This window comes from Pseudoxanthomonas sp. 22568 (genome assembly GCF_052044485.1).
GTDB lineage: Bacteria > Pseudomonadota > Gammaproteobacteria > Xanthomonadales > Xanthomonadaceae > Pseudoxanthomonas_A > Pseudoxanthomonas_A beigongshangi.
Genome location: NZ_JBQENC010000001.1, coordinates 375894 through 392401 on the forward strand (window position 1 = coordinate 375894; position 16508 = coordinate 392401).

At 67.6% G+C, this 16508-nt stretch carries 15 protein-coding genes; 4 read left to right on the plus strand and 11 right to left on the minus strand.

The features are described 5' to 3' along the window. Positions 1-8: 8 nt before the first annotated feature. The 5 genes from mtnC to ACTJI2_RS01895 all read right to left on the minus strand — a co-directional run bounded on the left by mtnC (position 9) and on the right by ACTJI2_RS01895 (position 5198). Entirely contained in the window at positions 9-707 is a 699-nt protein-coding gene (gene mtnC / locus ACTJI2_RS01875; RefSeq protein WP_440840904.1) for an acireductone synthase, read from the minus strand. A 91-nt stretch (positions 708-798) separates the two neighbouring features. Continuing rightward, positions 799-1359, minus strand: coding sequence for a 1,2-dihydroxy-3-keto-5-methylthiopentene dioxygenase (locus ACTJI2_RS01880; protein WP_183637206.1), 561 nt, complete (start codon positions 1357-1359; stop codon positions 799-801). Between the two features lie 101 nt (positions 1360-1460). After that, the gene (locus tag ACTJI2_RS01885) at positions 1461-2105 is read right to left on the minus strand and encodes a methylthioribulose 1-phosphate dehydratase (protein WP_141452472.1); all 645 of its coding nucleotides are present in this window, start codon (positions 2103-2105) and stop codon (positions 1461-1463) included. A gap of 79 nt (positions 2106-2184) precedes the next feature. After that, positions 2185-3609 (minus strand): amino acid permease, encoded by a 1425-nt coding sequence (locus tag ACTJI2_RS01890; RefSeq protein ID WP_192198933.1) that lies wholly within the window; start codon positions 3607-3609, stop codon positions 2185-2187. 116 nt (positions 3610-3725) lie between these two features. Beyond that, positions 3726-5198 (minus strand): amino acid permease, encoded by a 1473-nt coding sequence (locus ACTJI2_RS01895; RefSeq protein ID WP_183637199.1) that lies wholly within the window; start codon positions 5196-5198, stop codon positions 3726-3728. 209 nt (positions 5199-5407) lie between these two features. Here ACTJI2_RS01895 and ACTJI2_RS01900 point away from each other — a divergent pair, with 209 nt between their 5' ends. After that, positions 5408-5944, plus strand: a complete 537-nt coding sequence (locus ACTJI2_RS01900; protein WP_440840963.1) for an NUDIX hydrolase — start codon at positions 5408-5410, stop codon at positions 5942-5944. An 89-nt stretch (positions 5945-6033) separates the two neighbouring features. Here ACTJI2_RS01900 and ACTJI2_RS01905 read toward each other — a convergent pair whose 3' ends face one another. Together ACTJI2_RS01905 and serA are read right to left on the minus strand one after the other, a co-directional pair. Beyond that, the gene (locus tag ACTJI2_RS01905) at positions 6034-6717 is read right to left on the minus strand and encodes an HAD family hydrolase (RefSeq protein WP_192198935.1); all 684 of its coding nucleotides are present in this window, start codon (positions 6715-6717) and stop codon (positions 6034-6036) included. An 85-nt stretch (positions 6718-6802) separates the two neighbouring features. Further along, the gene (serA, locus tag ACTJI2_RS01910) at positions 6803-8044 is read right to left on the minus strand and encodes a phosphoglycerate dehydrogenase (protein WP_183637189.1); all 1242 of its coding nucleotides are present in this window, start codon (positions 8042-8044) and stop codon (positions 6803-6805) included. Positions 8045-8234: 190 nt separating this feature from the next. On the opposite strand from serA, the gene ACTJI2_RS01915 reads away from it, so the two are divergent. The 3 genes from ACTJI2_RS01915 (at position 8235) to ACTJI2_RS01925 (ending at position 12050) form a co-directional block, all read left to right on the plus strand. Continuing rightward, positions 8235-9626: an FAD-binding oxidoreductase gene (locus tag ACTJI2_RS01915; RefSeq protein WP_440840905.1), complete on the plus strand. Its 1392-nt coding sequence runs from the start codon at positions 8235-8237 to the stop codon at positions 9624-9626. Between the two features lie 235 nt (positions 9627-9861). Then, positions 9862-10161, plus strand: coding sequence for a DUF2388 domain-containing protein (locus tag ACTJI2_RS01920; RefSeq protein WP_183637183.1), 300 nt, complete (start codon positions 9862-9864; stop codon positions 10159-10161). Continuing rightward, entirely contained in the window at positions 10158-12050 is a 1893-nt protein-coding gene (locus ACTJI2_RS01925; RefSeq protein WP_440840906.1) for a DUF7844 domain-containing protein, read from the plus strand. Before ACTJI2_RS01920 ends, ACTJI2_RS01925 begins: the two co-directional genes overlap by 4 nt. 2 nt (positions 12051-12052) lie before the next feature. Here ACTJI2_RS01925 and ACTJI2_RS01930 read toward each other — a convergent pair whose 3' ends face one another. The 4 genes from ACTJI2_RS01930 to ACTJI2_RS01945 form a co-directional block, all read right to left on the minus strand. After that, on the minus strand, positions 12053-12514 hold the full coding sequence (locus ACTJI2_RS01930) for an N-acetyltransferase family protein (RefSeq protein WP_440840907.1): 462 nt from the start codon (positions 12512-12514) through the stop codon (positions 12053-12055). Between the two features lie 75 nt (positions 12515-12589). Beyond that, on the minus strand, positions 12590-13156 hold the full coding sequence (gene yeiP / locus ACTJI2_RS01935; protein WP_183637177.1) for an elongation factor P-like protein YeiP: 567 nt from the start codon (positions 13154-13156) through the stop codon (positions 12590-12592). Between the two features lie 96 nt (positions 13157-13252). After that, positions 13253-14023: an SDR family NAD(P)-dependent oxidoreductase gene (locus ACTJI2_RS01940; protein WP_440840908.1), complete on the minus strand. Its 771-nt coding sequence runs from the start codon at positions 14021-14023 to the stop codon at positions 13253-13255. A 69-nt stretch (positions 14024-14092) separates the two neighbouring features. After that, positions 14093-16508: sensor domain-containing protein (locus tag ACTJI2_RS01945; protein ID WP_440840909.1), on the minus strand; the 2416-nt coding region annotated here is incomplete at its 5' end.

Consider the following 16508-nt stretch of genomic DNA (forward strand, 5'->3'; position numbering starts at 1 on the left):
AACAAGATTCAGTGCGGCAGTTCGATACCGTCGAAGCCGACCGCGCGCGGATGGCCGTTCGCGGCGCCGTCCAGGCGCGGCTGCGGATAGTCCTGCAGGCGATCGATCAACTGGGTGCGCATGCCGGCTTCACGGGCCGCGTCCAATTCCTCGACCACGTCGGACAGGAACAGGATTTCGCCGGCCGGCGCGCCAATCCGCTCGGCGATGCGGCGATAGCTGTCCGCTTCGCGCTTGCCGCCGATTTCGGTGTCGAACCAACCCGAAATCATCGGGGTCAGGTCGCCGGCGTCGCTATGGCCGAAGAACAGCTTCTGCGCCGGCACCGAGCCGGAGGAATACACGTACAGCGGATAGCCCTGCTCGTACCACCGGGCGAGCGCCGGCGCCGCATCCGGGTAGATGTGCGCGGTGAAGTCGGCGTCGCGGTAGCCCGCGTCCCAGATCATGCCCTGCAGCGCCTTCAGCGCGGTGTGCTTGCGATCCTGATCGATCCAGCCCTGCAGGGTCTCGACGATGACATCGTCACTGCAGATCGCGCCGTGTTCGGTGGCGACCGCATCCAGCCAGCGGCGCACCTCCGGTTCCTGGCCGTGTTCGCGGACGAAGCCGGGCAGGGCGCGGCGGGCGTAGGGAAACAGCACGTCCTTGACGAAGGAGATGCTGCTGGTGGTGCCTTCGATATCGGTGAGGATGGCGCGGAGCATGGGGCGGGTGGATTTCGGGAATGGGGAATGAGTTGGGAACGGCGGCGCCCGGCGGCGGGTATGCCACCGCGTCGCGGGAGGCGGGACGGGCTTACTCGGGCCGGGTCGGGCCGTTGTAGCGCGGGAACTGCTGGGCGATGGTGGTGCCGGTGAAATGGCCGACCCAGCCATCCGGTTCGGTGAAGAAACGGATCGCGACGAAATGCGGTTCCGGCCCCATGTCGAACCAGTGCAGGGTGCTGTCCGGCACGGCGATCAGATCGTCCTGGACGCACTCCACCTCGTAGACCTTGTCGTCCACGTGCAGGGTGAACAGGCCCGAGCCGGCGACGAAGAAGCGCACTTCGTCTTCCTTGTGGTAATGCTCGTCGAGGAACTTGGCGCGCATTTCCTCGCGCTTGGGGTTGTCCGGCGCGATGCTGACCACGTCCACCGTCTTGAACCCGCGTTCGCTGACCAGCCGGTCGATGTCGGCGCGGTAGGCGTCCATCACGTCCTCCGGCGCGGCGCCCGGCTGGATCGCCTTGTTGGCTTTCCAGCGCTCGAAGGTCACGCCGACCTTCTGCAGCTCGGTGGCGATGAAATCGGGATCGTAGCTGGCGAACTCGGGGGTGACCGGGTCGCTTTCATGGAAGATGCGGAGGCGGCTCATGGCGATATGGCTCGACGCGTGGGGAATACAAGGGTAGCAGGCACCTGGTTCCGGTCCAGTTACCGCGCAGGCGCGCGGCGTGGCACGGGGTTATCAGCGGCTCAGCGCCGGCAACCCAGCTTGCGCAGCTCCAGTTCGCAGTGGAACAGGAACTCGAAGGCTTCCAGGTGGCGGCGAGCCTCGGCCATGTCGCGGCCCCAGGCGTACAGGCCGTGGCCGTCGATCAGGTAGCCCCACAGCGGCTGCCGGTCCAGCAACGCGTCGACCTGGGCGGCCAGGGTCGGCATGTCCTGGGTGTTGCTGAACACCGGCACCTGGATTTCGGTCTCGTGGGTGGTATTGCCGTGGAACGCCTTGAGCAGCTCGTAGCCTTCCAGCCGGATGTGGCCGGCGCCGGCGTACAGCCGCGAGGCGATGGTCTGCACCGGCGAATGGGTGTGCAGCACGCAGCCGATCTCGGGGAAGCGGCGATACAACTGGGTGTGCAGCAGGGTCTCGGCGGAGGGACGGTGGTCGCTGCCGACCGCCTTGCCGTCGAAGTCCACCACCATGATGTCGGCTTCCTCCAGCCGCCCCTTGTCGCGCCCGGACACGGTGATGGCGGCGTGGCGATCGTCCAGCCGGTGCGAGAAGTTGCTGCTGGTGGCCGGCGTCCAGCCGGCCTGCGACAGCTCACGGATGTTGCTGATCAACAGCTTCGCCAGTTCGCTCAGGCGTCCGGCGTCATAGGGCAGGGGGGCGTTCATGGCGCCATTTTAGCGCCTGCCGCCCCGGCTGGGCGGGACGGCGCGAGGACGGGCCGCAGGCGCGGCCCGGTGGCGTGGTTCAGCGCCGCAGCTTGCTGTGGCGGTGACCGTACAGGAAGTAGATCGCGAAACCGACCGCCGTCCAGACCGCCATCAGGAACCAGTTGTGCGCGGTCATCGCCGACAGCAGCGCCAGGCAGCACAGGATGCCCAGGGTGCAGATCAGCCAAGCGGCCGGAATCCGGAACGGGCGCGGCAGGTCGGGCTGGGTCCGGCGCAGGATCAGCACGCCCAGGCAGACCGCGGCGAAGGCGATCAGCGTACCCATCGAGGTCAGCTCGCCCAGCACGTCCAGCGGGAACAGCGCCGCCAGCAGGGCGATGCCGATGCCGGTGATGACGGTGTTGATGTGTGGGGTGCGGTACTCGGGATGGATCCTGGTGAACACCGGCGGCAGCAGGCCGTCGCGGGCCATGATCATGAAGATGCGCGGCTGGCCGATGATCATCACCAGCACCACCGAGGACAGGCCGACCAGCGCGCCGATTTCCACCACCACGCGCAGCCAGCCCAGTTGCGGATGCGCGGCCACCGCGGTGACCACCGGTTCGTCGGTGCCCAGCAGGGTGTAGGGCACCAGTCCGGTCATGACCGCGGCCATCGCGATGTACAGCACCGTGCAGATGGCCAGCGACAGCAGCATGCCGACCGGCATGTCGCGTTGCGGACGATGCGACTCCTGCGCCGCCACCGAAACCGCCTCGAAGCCGATGTAGGCGAAGAACACCATCGAGGCGCCACGCAGCACGCCTTCCCAGCCGAACTTGCCGGGGCCTTCATTGGCCGGGATGAAGGGCTGCCAGTTGGCCGGATCCACGTACTTCCAGCCAACCACGATGACCAGCACGATCAGGCCGCTCTTGAGCAGCACCATCGCCATGTTCATCGCCGAGGACTTGCGGATGCCGACGTAGCACAGCCAGGTCAGCAGCAGCACGATGGCGGCGGCGGGCAGGTTGGCGATGGCGCCGGTCGGTTGCAGCTTGGCGTCCAGCGGCGCGCTGACCAGCGCCGCGGGCAGGTGGATGTCGAAGTGTTCCAGCAGGCTGAGGAAATAGCCGGTCCAGCTGACCGCGACCGCCGAGGCCGAGACGCCGTATTCCAGTACCAGCATCCAGCCGATGAACCAGGCCGCCAGTTCGCCGAGGGTGGCGTAGGTGTAGGTGTAGGCGCTGCCGGACACCGGCACCATCGCCGCGAACTCGGCATAGGCCAGCGCGCAGAAGGTGCAGCAAATCGCCGCCAGCACGAAGCTCAGCATGATCGCCGGGCCGGCGTGGTTGGCCGCCGCCTGGCCGGTGATGACGAAGATGCCGCCGCCGATCACCGCGCCGATGCCCAGCGCGGTCAGGCCCCACGGTCCGAGGGTGCGGCGCAGGCTCAGGCCTTCGGCGTCGCTATGGCTGGCATGGGGGTGCTTGGTGGCCCAGAGTTGTCCGAACATCAATCCACTTCCAATCGTCGTTCTTCATCAAGACGTATGGACGGGCGATATCCCGGCCACCGTCATGATGCATGCAATGAAAAAGGCCGGCGCCGTGCGCCGGCCCGTTCGGGCCCTCAGGCCTTCTGCCGCAGTTTGCTGTGGTGGTAGCCGTAGCTGAAATAGATCAGCAGGCCGAACACGGTCCAGCCGACGAAGATCGGCCAGTGCTCCACGAAGGGCTGCCAGAACAGATACAGGCAGGCGAGCGCGCCCACGGGGCAGATGATGTTCGCCAGCGGCACGCGGAACGGGCGCGGCAGTTCGGGGCGGGTATAGCGTAGTACCAGCACGCCGATGCAGACGGTGGCAAAGGCCAGCAGGGTGCCCATCGACACCAACTCGCCCAGCACGTTGAGCGGCATCAGGCCGGCCAGGATGGCGGCGAGCACGCCGACGATGATCGTGCCGACGTAGGGCGTGCGGAACTTGGGATGGACCTTGCCGAACAGCTTCGGCATCAGGCCGTCCTTGGACATGCTGTAGAAGATGCGCGGCTGCGCCATCAGCATCACCAGGATCACCGAGGACAGGCCGGCGATGGCGCCGATTTCCACCGCGGTCTTCAGCCACGACAGATCCGGGAACGCTTCCAGCGCGGTCGCCACCGGCTTGGGCGTGCCCAGCAGGCTGTAGTGGGTCATGCCGGTCAGCACCGCGCACACCACGATGTAGATGACCGTGCAGATCGCCAGCGAGCCGAGAATGCCGATCGGCATGTCGCGCTGCGGGTTCTTGGCCTCGCCGGCGGCGGTGGAGACCGCGTCGAAACCGATGTAGGCGAAGAACACGATCGCCGCGGCGCGGGTCACGCCCTCGAAGCCGAACTTGCCCGGGCCTTCGTTCGGCGGAATGAACGGGGTCCAGTTGGCCGGATCGATGTGCTGCAGGCCGAACCCGACGAACAGGCAGATGACGGTGACCTTGATCGCCACCACGATCGCATTGACGAACGCGGACTGGGTGATGCCGACGTAGCACAGGCCGCTGATGGCGGCGACGATCAGGATCGCCGGCAGGTTGAACAGGCTGCCGGTGGAAACGAAGTCGGTGCCGTTCCAGTCGATCGGCGCCTGGGTGAGCTGCATCGGGAAAGGCAGGTGCAGCGTGGTGGTGATGAAGCTGACCAGGTAGCCCGACCAGCCCACCGCGACGGTGGAGGAGGCGAACAGGTACTCCAGCACCAGGCACCAGCCGATGAACCAGGCGACGAATTCGCCCAGGGTGGCATAGGAGTAGGAATAGGCGCTGCCCGACACCGGCATCAGCGCGGCGAATTCGGCATAGCACAGGCCGGCCAGGGCGCAGGCGAAACCGGCCAGCACGAAGCTCAGCATGATGGCCGGACCGGCATGGTTGGCCGCCGCCTGGCCGGTGAGCACGAAGATGCCCGCGCCGATGACCGCACCGACGCCCAGCATGGTCAGGTGCTTCGCTGTCAGGGTCCGTTTGAGGGTGGCCTCGCCATCGAGGCTGCCTTCGAAGGGTTCACCGGCATCCACATGGCCGGCCGGTTCGACCGGCTTGACCCTGAACAAAGATTTGAGCATTCGCGACTTCCCCGGAGTTGGCGACCGGTCTTGGCCGGTGCCTGTCATTTGGCGGTCACGGGTGTGTGGGTCACCCGCACGGAAGCGCCGTACCTTGCCAAAGCGAGCCGGGGATCACAAGCGCGGATGCAGCACGGGGAGGGATAATGGCGGCGAGCATCATTCTCCGCATAACTGAACAGGGCAGGCGCGTGTTTGAATCACCGTTGATGGAACAATTGCAGGTCTATCGGGCGCGCTGGCCCGAGGAGGCCGCGGTCGTGGAGGACTTCCTCGAACTGCTGGCGGATTCGCGCAATCCGTTCCTGCGCGAACGCCTGGAGGGGCATTTCACCGGCGGCGCCTGGCTGGTCAGCGCCGACGGCCGGCGCACCCTGCTGACCCACCACCGCAAGCTGGCGCGCTGGCTGCAACTGGGCGGCCATGCCGACGGCGACACCGACATGGGCCTGGTCGCGCTGAAGGAAGCCGAGGAGGAATCCGGCTTGCCGGACCTGCAGCTCGACGACACCGCCATCTTCGATCTGGACCGGCACTGGATTCCGGAACGCAAGGACGTGCCGGGACACTGGCACTACGACGTCCGCTACGTGATTCGCGCCGGCGCGGACGAACGCTACGTGGTCAGCGAGGAATCGCTGGACCTGGCCTGGCGCGAAATCGCGCCGATCGCCGACGAGCCCGACGAATCGCTAAGCCGGATGGCCCGCAAGTGGCTCGCCGCCCAGGCGCAGGCTGGGTCTTGATCGACCTTTGACGATTGAACCGCGCGTCGCGGCCTGGACGCGCGGCCGATGGTTTTGCCGGGAGACATCGGTGGCGGAAGGCCCCGCACTCAGCTGCGCGCCACCACCTCGTCGATATGCCGCAGCAGATCGGCCGGATCCTCGTAGACACGGAACGCGCCCGAGCGCTCCAGTTCCTCCTGGCCGTAGCCACCGGACAGCAGGCCCACGCCAAGCGCGCGGGCGCGCTGGGCGGCCAGCATGTCCCAGATGCTGTCGCCGATCACCAGCGAGCGGGTGATGTCCACGCCCAGCCGATCGGCGGCGGCGATGAACAGATCCGGATCCGGTTTGGCATGGCGCACCAGATCGCGGGTGATCACCGGCACCTGCGCCGGATCCACCCCCAGTGCGTGCAGGTTGTGCGCGGCGGTCTCCATCCGGCCGCTGGTGGCGATGCCCCAGGGGATGCCCTGTTCGGTCAGGAATGCCAGCAGTTCGCGCGCCCCCGGCAGCGGCTGCACGGCACGCTGTTCCGACTGCCGCGAATACGCCTCGGCGTGCCAGCGGCGCAGGCGATCCAGCCGATCCTCGGTGATGTCCAGGCCGGTCTCGCGCAGCAGGATGTGGGTGAACAGGCCGCCGCTCATGCCGATCTTGCGATGAATCCGCCACACCGACAGATCCACGCCCTCGCGATCGAGGGCTTCCTTCCAGGCCAGCACGTGCTGGTAGACGCTGTCCACCAGCGTGCCATCGAGATCGAACAGGAATGCGGTATCCGCGCGGGCCATGGTCCATCTCCTACGAGAACGATACGGGCGGCCAATGGCCGCTTCAAAACGGTGCGGGCGGCCAATGGCCGCCCGCGGGGTGAACTCAGTACAGGATGCGTGTCCGCAAGGTGCCGGGAATCGCCGACAGCGCATCCTTCAACTCGGCGCTCTGCTCCTCGGTCGCGGTGACGTCGATCACCACGTAGCCGACCTTGGGATCGGTGCGCAGGAACTGGCCGTCGATGTTGACGTTGTGCTTGCTGAAGATTTCGTTGATCTGCGACAGCACGCCCGGCACATTGCGGTGGATGTGCAGGATCCGGCGACTGCCGTCGTGGCCGGGCAACGTGACCTCGGGGAAGTTGACCGCCGACAGGGTCGATCCGTTGTCGCTGTAGCGCACCAGCTTGGCCGCCACTTCCACGCCGATATTGTCCTGCGCTTCCAGCGTGCTGCCGCCGACGTGCGGGGTCAGGATCACGTTGTCGATACCGCGCAGCGGCGATTCAAAGGCCTCCGCATTGCCCTTGGGTTCGACCGGGAAGACGTCCACCGCCGCGCCGCCGACCGCGCCGGACTTCAATGCCGCGGTCAGCGCATCGATGTCGACCACGGTGCCGCGCGAGGCGTTGATCAGGTGTGCGCCGTGTTTCATCTTCGCGATCTGCGTGGCGCCGAACATGCCCTGGGTCGCGGCGGTCTCCGGCACGTGCAGGGTCACCACGTCGCTGCGCGCAAGCAGATCGTCCAGGCTGGTGGCAGAGCGCGCGTTGCCCAGCGAGAGCTTGGTTTCGATGTCGTGGAAGATCACGTTCATGCCGATCGCCTCGGCCAGCACGCCGACCTGGGTGCCGATATGGCCATAGCCGATGATGCCGAGCGTCTTGCCGCGCGCCTCGTGGCTGCCGGCGGCCGACTTGGACCAGCCGCCGCGGTGGCATTCGGCGTTCTTCTGCGGGATGCCGCGCATCAGCATGATCGCCTGCGCGATCACCAGCTCGGCCACGCTGCGGGTATTGGAATAGGGCGCGTTGAACACCGGGATGCCGGCCAGCTCGGCCGCTTCCAGATCCACCTGGTTGGTGCCGATGCAGAAGCAGCCCACCGCAATCAGCCGGCGCGCATGCGACAGCACGTCCCCGGTCAGGTGGGTGCGCGAACGGATGCCGATGATGTGGGCCTCGGCGATGCGCCGCTTGAGCTCGTCCTCCGGCAGCGACTTGTCGTGGAAATCGATCTGCGTGTATCCGGCGGCGCGGAAGGTTTCCACGGCGGTCTGGCTCACTCCCTCCAGCAACAGCACGCGGATGTCCTGCTTCGGATAGGAGGTCTTCTTGGTCGACATTGCGGCGGGCGCGAGGTGGCGGGGAAGGGCTTTCCACTATGCCAGAAGCGGCGCGCCTTTGCTGCATCGCCACATGCCCCGGAACGCTGGTTCCCAAATGGTTTCGGCTGCAACCGGCGCGCCGTCTGGACGCGCCGCAGCATCGCTGGCACGCTGGCGTTCCCCCGATGCCGTCCGTCCGTACGAATCAATGACCGATCCGCGTTTGCAGGCGCTGCAGCAGGCCGTGCCCGAGTTGCGCCTGACCACCGAAGCCGCCGAGCTGGAACATTACGGCCGCGACTGGACCCGCCGCTGGACGCCGGCGCCGCTGGCGATCGCGCTGCCGGCCACGGTGGAGGAAGTGCAGGCCATCGTGCGCTGGGCCAACGAAAACGGCGTGGCGGTGGTGCCGTCCGGCGGCCGCACCGGCCTGTCCGGCGGCGCGGTGGCGGCCAACGGCGAACTGGTGCTCAGCCTGGAGCGGATGAACAAGGTGCTGGCCTTCGACGCGGTCGATCGGACCCTGACGGTGCAGCCGGGCATGGCGCTGGAGGCCGTGCATAACGTTGCCCGCGAACACGGACTGGTCTACCCGGTCGATTTCGCCGCGCGCGGTTCCTGTTCGATCGGCGGCAACATCGCCACCAACGCCGGCGGCATCCGGGTCATCCGTTACGGCAACACCCGCGAATGGATCGCCGGCCTCAAGCTGGTGACCGGCACCGGCGAACTGCTGGATCTCAATCGCGGGCTGATCAAGAACTCCAGCGGCTACGACTTGCGCCAGCTCGTCATCGGCTCGGAGGGCACCCTGGGCCTCGTGGTCGAGGCCACCCTGCGGCTGACCGACCCGCCGCCGCCGACCAACGTGATGCTGCTGGCGCTGCCCTCGTTCGAGGTGCTGATGCGGGTGTTCGCCGAGTTCCGCGCGCGCCTGCAACTGGAAGCCTTCGAGTTCTTCACCGATCGGGCGCTCGAGCACGTGCTGGCGCACGGCGCGCAGCCGCCGTTCGCGGAAGTCCATCCCTATTACGTGGTCACCGAATTCGCGATCGGCGACGAGGCGAAGGAAGCGGCGGCGATGGCCGCGTTCGAAGCCTGCCTGGAGCAGGGCTGGGTCAGCGACGGGGTGATCAGCCAGAGCGACGCCCAGGCCGCCCAGCTGTGGCGCCTGCGCGAGGGCATCACCGAGGCGCTGGCGCGCTACAAGCCGTACAAGAACGACGTGTCGGTGCGGATTTCGGCGATGCCGGCGTTCCTGGCCGAGACCCAGGCGCTGCTGGGCGACGCCTACCCGGATTTCGAGGTGGTCTGGTTCGGCCACATCGGCGACGGCAACCTGCACATCAACGTGCTCAAGCCCGATGGCCTGGACGATGCCGAATTCGTCCGCCAGTGCGAACACGTGACCAAGCTGCTGGCGGCATCGCTGCAACGGCACGGCGGCAGCATTTCCGCCGAGCACGGCATCGGCCTGGTCAAGAAGCCCTACCTGAACAGCACGCGCGGCGCCGCGGAAATCGCGGTGATGCGCGGGATCAAGCGGGTGCTGGATCCGAACGGGCTGATGAACCCCGGCAAGCTGTTCGACCCGGACTGACGGAACCTGCTTTTGTAGGAGCGACGTCAGTCGCGACCGTGCCGCCCGGGCCGGCACCCCAAGCCGGGGTCGGTCCACATGGACCTTGACCGGAACCTTCCCGCTTGAGTGCCGACCGCGCTTGCCCCGACCTTGCACGGTCGCGACTGACGTCGCTCCTACAAGGAGGGATTCAGGCGATTCGGGAGATTTGCGGTAGTCTTTGCCAACCCCTGATTCGAGTGTCTTTCCGCGCATGAAACGCCTGCTTGTCGCCAGCGCGCTGCTGGTCCTTTCGATTCCCGCTTTCGCCGGCAGCTTCGCCGGTTCCTCCGCCGGCGCCTCCTCGGCCGGTTCCTCCGCCTCGTCGGGCAGTTCCTCCGGCGACGACAAGGTGGTGCTGCAGGCCCGCGACGACGCCGCCAGCTTCGTGGCCAGCGAAGGCCGCATCCGCGGCGCGCGCCTGGAAGCCGCGCTGCGGCACCTGCGCGAACGCGACACGAACGCGCGCGAGGCCAGCGACATGGCCCTGGCGCAGGCCATCCTGGCGCTGTGAACCCGGGCGGCCGGAACCCGCGCCGCGCCGGCGCGGGCTTCCGCGCCCTGGCCCTGCTGGCGGCGCTCGCCTGCGTCGCCGGGCACGCGCAGGCGTCGCCGCGCCTGCGGCTGGATTCCGCCGGTCTCCAACCCGATGAAATCGCCGCCAGCGAACGACTGCTGGCCGAGGCGGTCGCGCGACTGACACCGGCGATGCGCGCGACGCTGGATCGTGACATCCGCGTGCAGTGGAGCCCGCGCCTGGACGCGCAGGTGCATGGCCGCGCCACCGATAATCGCCTGCTGCTCAACCGGAACCTGCTGGCTGGGCTCATGGCCTCGCCCGCAGTGGGCGAGGGCGACGGACGTCCGGCGCTGGCCGCGCTGCTGCACGAACTGGGACATTTTCTCGATCGCTCCGCGAGCGGCGCGATGTCGCGGGATCCGCGCCTGCTGGATCTGGCCGGCTGGCAGATCCGCGCAACGCCGGGCCTGACCCGGTTGATGGGGCGCCGGCGCGGCAACGATTTCCGCGAACGCAGCCCGGATCCTTACGAATTGCACAGTCCCCGCGAATATGTCGCGGTGAACCTGGAGCATTTCCTGCTGGATGCCGACTACGCCTGCCGAAGACCGGCGCAGTACCGCTACTTCACGCAGCGCTGGGGAGCACCCGCGGTCGCGAGTGCGGCGTGCGCGGATGGATTCGCCTACGTCGATGCGGGCGACGTGGGCGCAGGTGCGGATGCGGCGTCGGCGACCGGCGGACGGCTGGGCACGCTGGATCCGGAACGGATCTACCAGGTGGATTACCTGCTGGCCGAAGGCAACGACGCGATGATGAGCCGCTGGGGGCACAGCATGCTGCGGCTGGTGATCTGCGCGCCAGGGCGGCCGCGCGGCCCGGATTGCCGGCTGGACCTGGAACACCACCGGGTGCTGTCGTTCCGCGCCTTCGTGGGCGATCTGCAGATTTCCAGCTGGCGTGGGCTGACCGGCCGCTATCCCTCGCGCCTGTTCGTGCTGCCGCTGGATCAGGTGATCGACGAGTACACCAAGATCGAGCTGCGCGGCCTGCAATCCGTGCCGCTGCGGCTGGAGCGCTCGGAAATCGCGACGCTGGTCGAGCGTGCCGCGCAGCTTCACTGGAGCTATGACGGCCACTACTTCTTCCTCGGCAACAATTGCGCGGTGGAAACCTACAAGCTGCTGCGCGACGGCGCGCCCCGGCTTGGCGAGGCGGATCTGGGCGGCATCACCCCGACCGGGCTGGGGCGGCGACTGCAACGCGCCGGCATCGCCGACGGGACGGTGCTGGCGGATCCGGCGCGGGCGCTGCGCGAGGGTTACCGCTTCGATTCACTGCGCGAGCGTTTCCAGGGCCTGTTCGAGGTCGCCCGCGCGCGGACGGACCTGCCGCAACGCGAAGTCGAGGAGTGGCTGGCCACGTCCCCGCAACAGCGGCGTCCGTGGCTGGAACGTGCCGATCTGAAGGCGGCCGCCGCGTTGCTGGTGCTCGAACAGGCGGCGCGACGGCAGCAGAAATCGCGGTTCCGCGAGGCGTTCAAGCGCCGCTACCTGCAATCAGGTGGCGATGAGCTGGGCGCGGCGGCCGGGACCTTGCGGACATTGCTGCGGGAAACCGCCTGGATGAGCCGCCCCGCGGATCTGCTCGAAGGCGCCGGCTATGGCTTGCCGCAGGCGGAGGAACGGACAGCGCTCCAGGCCGGCAGCGCGGCCCGGCGCGAACGCCTGCGCGAACTGGAGCGGCAACTGGACCAGCAGGCCCGGTCGCTGCTCAGTCCGGCCCAGGCCCGCGATCGCGAGGCCGTCGATGCCAACATCGCATGGCTGGGCGCGCACCTGCGCGAACTGCATCGCCAGGCCGGCGGACTGCAGCTGAACTGATCTCAGGCGTTCTCGTCCAGCCAGCGGGTCATCAGCCGGCGCGGATGCGCGTCGTAGCCACTGCGCTGGTAGATGCCGTGGGCGTGCTCGTTGTCGTCGCTGACTTCCAGCCGTACCGCGCGCAGGCCTTCGCGCCGGCACAGCGCTTCCACCTCGGCCAGGGCCAGCTTGCCCAGGCCGCCGCCGCGCTGGGTGGGCAGGACGTACAACTCGTCCAGCAAGCCGTAGCGCCCGCCGAACTCCAGGCTGAAGCAGAAGCCGACCACGATGTAGCCGGCCAGCGTGCCGCCGCGTTCGATCAGCAGCAGGCGACCGTTGGCGGGATCGCGCAGCAGGGCGTCGAGCGCATCGCGCAGCATCGCCTCGTCCCACGGAATGTCCTCGTCGGCGTAGAACTCGCGGACGATCGGAACAAGCGTGTCAATGTCATCGGCGGTGGCGAGACGGAAGCGGGACTCGGACATGACGCGTTCCAGGTTGAAGAATGAAAAACAAAAAGGGCGGGCCCTCGCGGACCCGCCCCGGAACCGCGGGCGGCGTCAGTCGGCGCGGCCGCCGAATTCGCCGGTGGTGGTGTTGACCAGGATGCGTTCGCCGTTGGTGATGTACTCGGGCACCATGATTTCGATGCCGGTGCTCAACTTGGCCGGCTTCGGACGCTTGGTGGCCGTGCCGCCCTTCAGTTCCGGCGGGGTTTCCACCACTTCCAGGGCCACGTGCTGCGGCAACTGCAGGGCCACCGGCAGTTCATCGATGACCTGCACGTAGCAACCGGCCAGGCCGTCGGTGATGTAGCCGGCGTCATCGCCCAGCACGTCCGCATCCAGCGTGTACGGCGTGTAGTCCTCGTCGTCGAGGAACACGAAGGCGTCGCCGTCCTTGTACGAGAACGTGGCCTGGCGGCGCAGCAGTTCCACTTCGGTCAGGTTGTCGTCGGCGTCGAAGCTGGCGTCCAGCTTGTTGCCGCCCGGCACGCTGTACATGGTGAAGCGGAAGCGCACGTTGCCGCCACGCCCCTGCGGCGAGCTGCGGTCGATGTCGCGGATCTGGTACACGCCGCCGTTGTGCTCGACGACGTTTCCTTTCTTGATGTCGAATGCTTTCATGGGATTGGGAATTCGGGATTGGGGATTCGGGAAAAGCGGGATGGGTTTCGGCGGAGTGCTTCTGCGAATCTCCAATCCCGAATCCCCAATCCCGGCTTACTTGGGTGCCAGCCGGACGGCGCCGTCGAGGCGGATCGTCTCGCCGTTGAGATAGGTGTTGCCGAGGATGTAGGCGACCAGGTTGGCGAATTCGTCGGGCTTGCCCAGGCGCGAGGGGAACGGGATCGATGCGCTGAGCGATTGCTGCACGGCCTCGGGCATTCCATCGACCATCGGGGTCCAGAAGATGCCCGGAGCGATGGTCATCACCCGGATGCCGAAGCGCGACAGCTCGCGCGCCATCGGCAGGGTCATGCCGACCACGCCGCCCTTGGAGGCCGAGTAGGCGGCCTGGCCGATCTGGCCTTCGTACGCGGCCACGCTGGCGGTGTTGATGATCACGCCGCGTTCGCCGTCGGTGCCGGCTTCGTTGTGCTGCATCAGGTTGGCGGCGGCCTTGGCCACGTTGAAACTGCCCACCAGGTTGACCAGCACCGTGGTCTGGAAGGTCGACAGCGGCATCGGCGCTTCCTTGCCCAGCACGCGACCGGCGCCCAGGATGCCGGCGCAGTTGACGGCGGTGTTCAGTCCGCCGAGGAATTCGCTGGCGGCGGCGATGTTCGCGGCCACACCGGCCTCGTCGGTGACGTCGGTGCGGAAGTAGCGGGCATTGGCCTCGCCCAGCGCGGCGACCGCGGCCGCGCCCTTGTCGTCGTTGACGTCGAACAGCGCGACCTTGCCGCCCTGCGCGACCAGATGCTGGGCCACGGCGAAGCCGAGGCCGGAGACGCCGCCGGTGATGACGGCGCGGGTAGCGGACACTTGCATGCGGGAAACCTGGGACGGAAAGACCCGTATTTTACGCGAATGACCGGTCGCCCCGGCAGCGGTGCGCCCTCAGCCGTTGGAGGCGCGGTCCAACGGCAGGTCCAGGCGGCGGGCGAACTCGTCCGGCGACAGGCCCGGGGCGAACAGGAAGCCCTGGCCGACCGGCACGCCCAGTTGCAGCAGGAACTGGCGCTGTGCCTCCGATTCCACGCCCTCGGCGACCAGTCCCAGGCCCAGGCTGCGGGCGATCGCGGAAACCGCCTGGCAGACCGCCACGTCGGAACGGTTGTTCGGCACGCCCTCGGTGAACAGCTGGCTGAGCTTGAGCCCGTGGATGGGCAGCCGGCGCAGGTAATTGAGCGCGCTGTAGCCTTCGCCGAAATCGTCGATGGTCAGCACCACGCCCAGCGCCTTGAGCCCGGCGAAGGTGCGCAGGGTGGACGGCGCGTCCTCAATCAGCACGCGTTCGGTGAACTCCAGTTCCAGCGCCGAACCCGGCAGCTGGAACTCGTCGAGCAGGCGGCGCACCTTGTCGGCCAGATCCTCGCCGACGAACTGGCGATAGGAGACATTGACCGCCACCCGCACGATGCCCAGGCCCTGATCGCGCCATTCGGCGACCTGCCGGCAGGCCTCGCGCAGCACCCAGCTGCCGATGTTGACGATGTCGCCGGTGGTTTCGGCGTGACTGATGAACAGGTCCGGGCGCAGTTCGCCGAGCTGGTGGTTCTGCCAGCGGATCAGCGCCTCGGCGGCGACGATCCGGCCCTGGCGCAGATCCACCTGCGGCTGGTAGACCAGCCGGAATTCCTGGTTGTCCACCGCGCGCCGCAGCTGGGTCTCGATCTGCAGGCGATCCTGCTGGCGCTGCGCCAGTTCGGGCGAGAACACCTGCCAGCCGTTGCGGGCGCGGTGCTTGCTGTCGTACATCGCGATGTCGGCGTTCTGGATCAATTGCTGCGGGCGCAGGCCATCGTCGGGCGCACGCGCGATGCCGATGCTGGCGGTGATCGAAAATTCGTCCTGGTCGAAGCGGAAGGCTTCGGCGAACGCCCGCAGGATGGCGTCGGCGAGGCGCTCGGGCAGGGCACGGTCGCCGCCGGCATCGCAGACCACCAGGAACTCGTCGCCGCCGAAGCGCGCGATCATGCCGTGCTCGCCCACCGCGTCGCGGATGCGGTTGGCCGCCTGCACCAGCAGCTCGTCGCCGGCGTTGTGGCCCAGCACGTCGTTGATCATCTTGAAGCGGTCGAGATCGATGTACAGCACCGAAGCCTGCGGATGGACGGGATCGGCCAGGCGCTCGGCGATTTCGGTCAGCACCGCGTCGCGGTTCATCAGGCCGGTGAGCGGATCGGTGCGGGCCTGGATGCGCAGGGTCTCTTCCGCCTGCTTGTCGGTGGAGATGTCCTGCAGGGTGCCGGTGATCCGCGAGTTGCCGGGGTCGCCGGGCTCGGCGTCGCCGATCACCCGGATCCAGAACGGCTGGCCGTCGTGGCGGCGTCCCTGCAACTCGAGATCGAAACCGGCGCCACCGGTGGCGACCCGTTCCACCATGCAACGCAGGCGCCGCCGATCCGGCTCGCGCAGGCAGGCCAGCAGCGCATCAAGGGTATCGGGGGGCAGGGCGGCACCGAGGATGCGGATGGCTTCCTCGGTCAGGTACAGGCGGTCGCGGGCGATGTCCCATTCCCAGCCGCCGATGTGCGCCAGCGACTGCGCGCGATCGAACAGCGCGCTGTCGCGCTTGAGCTCGGTCACGTCGCTGAACAGCGAAGTCACCTGTGCCGGCCGGTTGCCGCCGGGCAGGAACTGCGGCACCGAGGTGACCGTCAACCAGATCATCTGCCGGCGCTGGCGGTGGTACATACCCAGCAGCGCGCTCTCGACGACATGGCCGGTATCCAGCGCGCGCTGCGCCGGCAGTTCGTCGCGGCGCAACTCGCGACCATCCGCCCCGACGATGCGCCAGTGTTCGATGCCCAGCTCGTCGGCCGTGCGCTGGTCCTCGCGGATGCCGAAGATGCGCATGGCCGCGCCGTTGCAGTACTGCAGGCCCAGATCGTGGTCCTGCACCACGATGCCCTTGTCGATGGTTTCCATCAGTTCGCGGTAGCGCATCTCCGCTTCCCGCCGCGTACTGATGTCGCGTGCCACCGCGACGATGCTCTTGCGCCCGTCGAAATTGATATTGGCCGAATGCACTTCGACCGGGAAGCGGCTACCGTCGCCGCGCATGTTGGTGACCTCGATGACATAGGTGTCACCACGGTTGAGCGTCTCCCAGACCGGCATCAGGTGATCGCGCGGCAGATCCGGGTTGAGCACGTTGATGTTCTTGCCGACGATCTCCTCGCGCGGCCGGCGGTAGGCGCGCATGCCGGCGCGATTGAGATCCATCACCGTCCCGTCCTCGGCGATGATGCTGACCGGATCGGGCACGGCGTCGAAAAGATTGCGGTAGCGCTGGCGTTCGGCTTCCGCG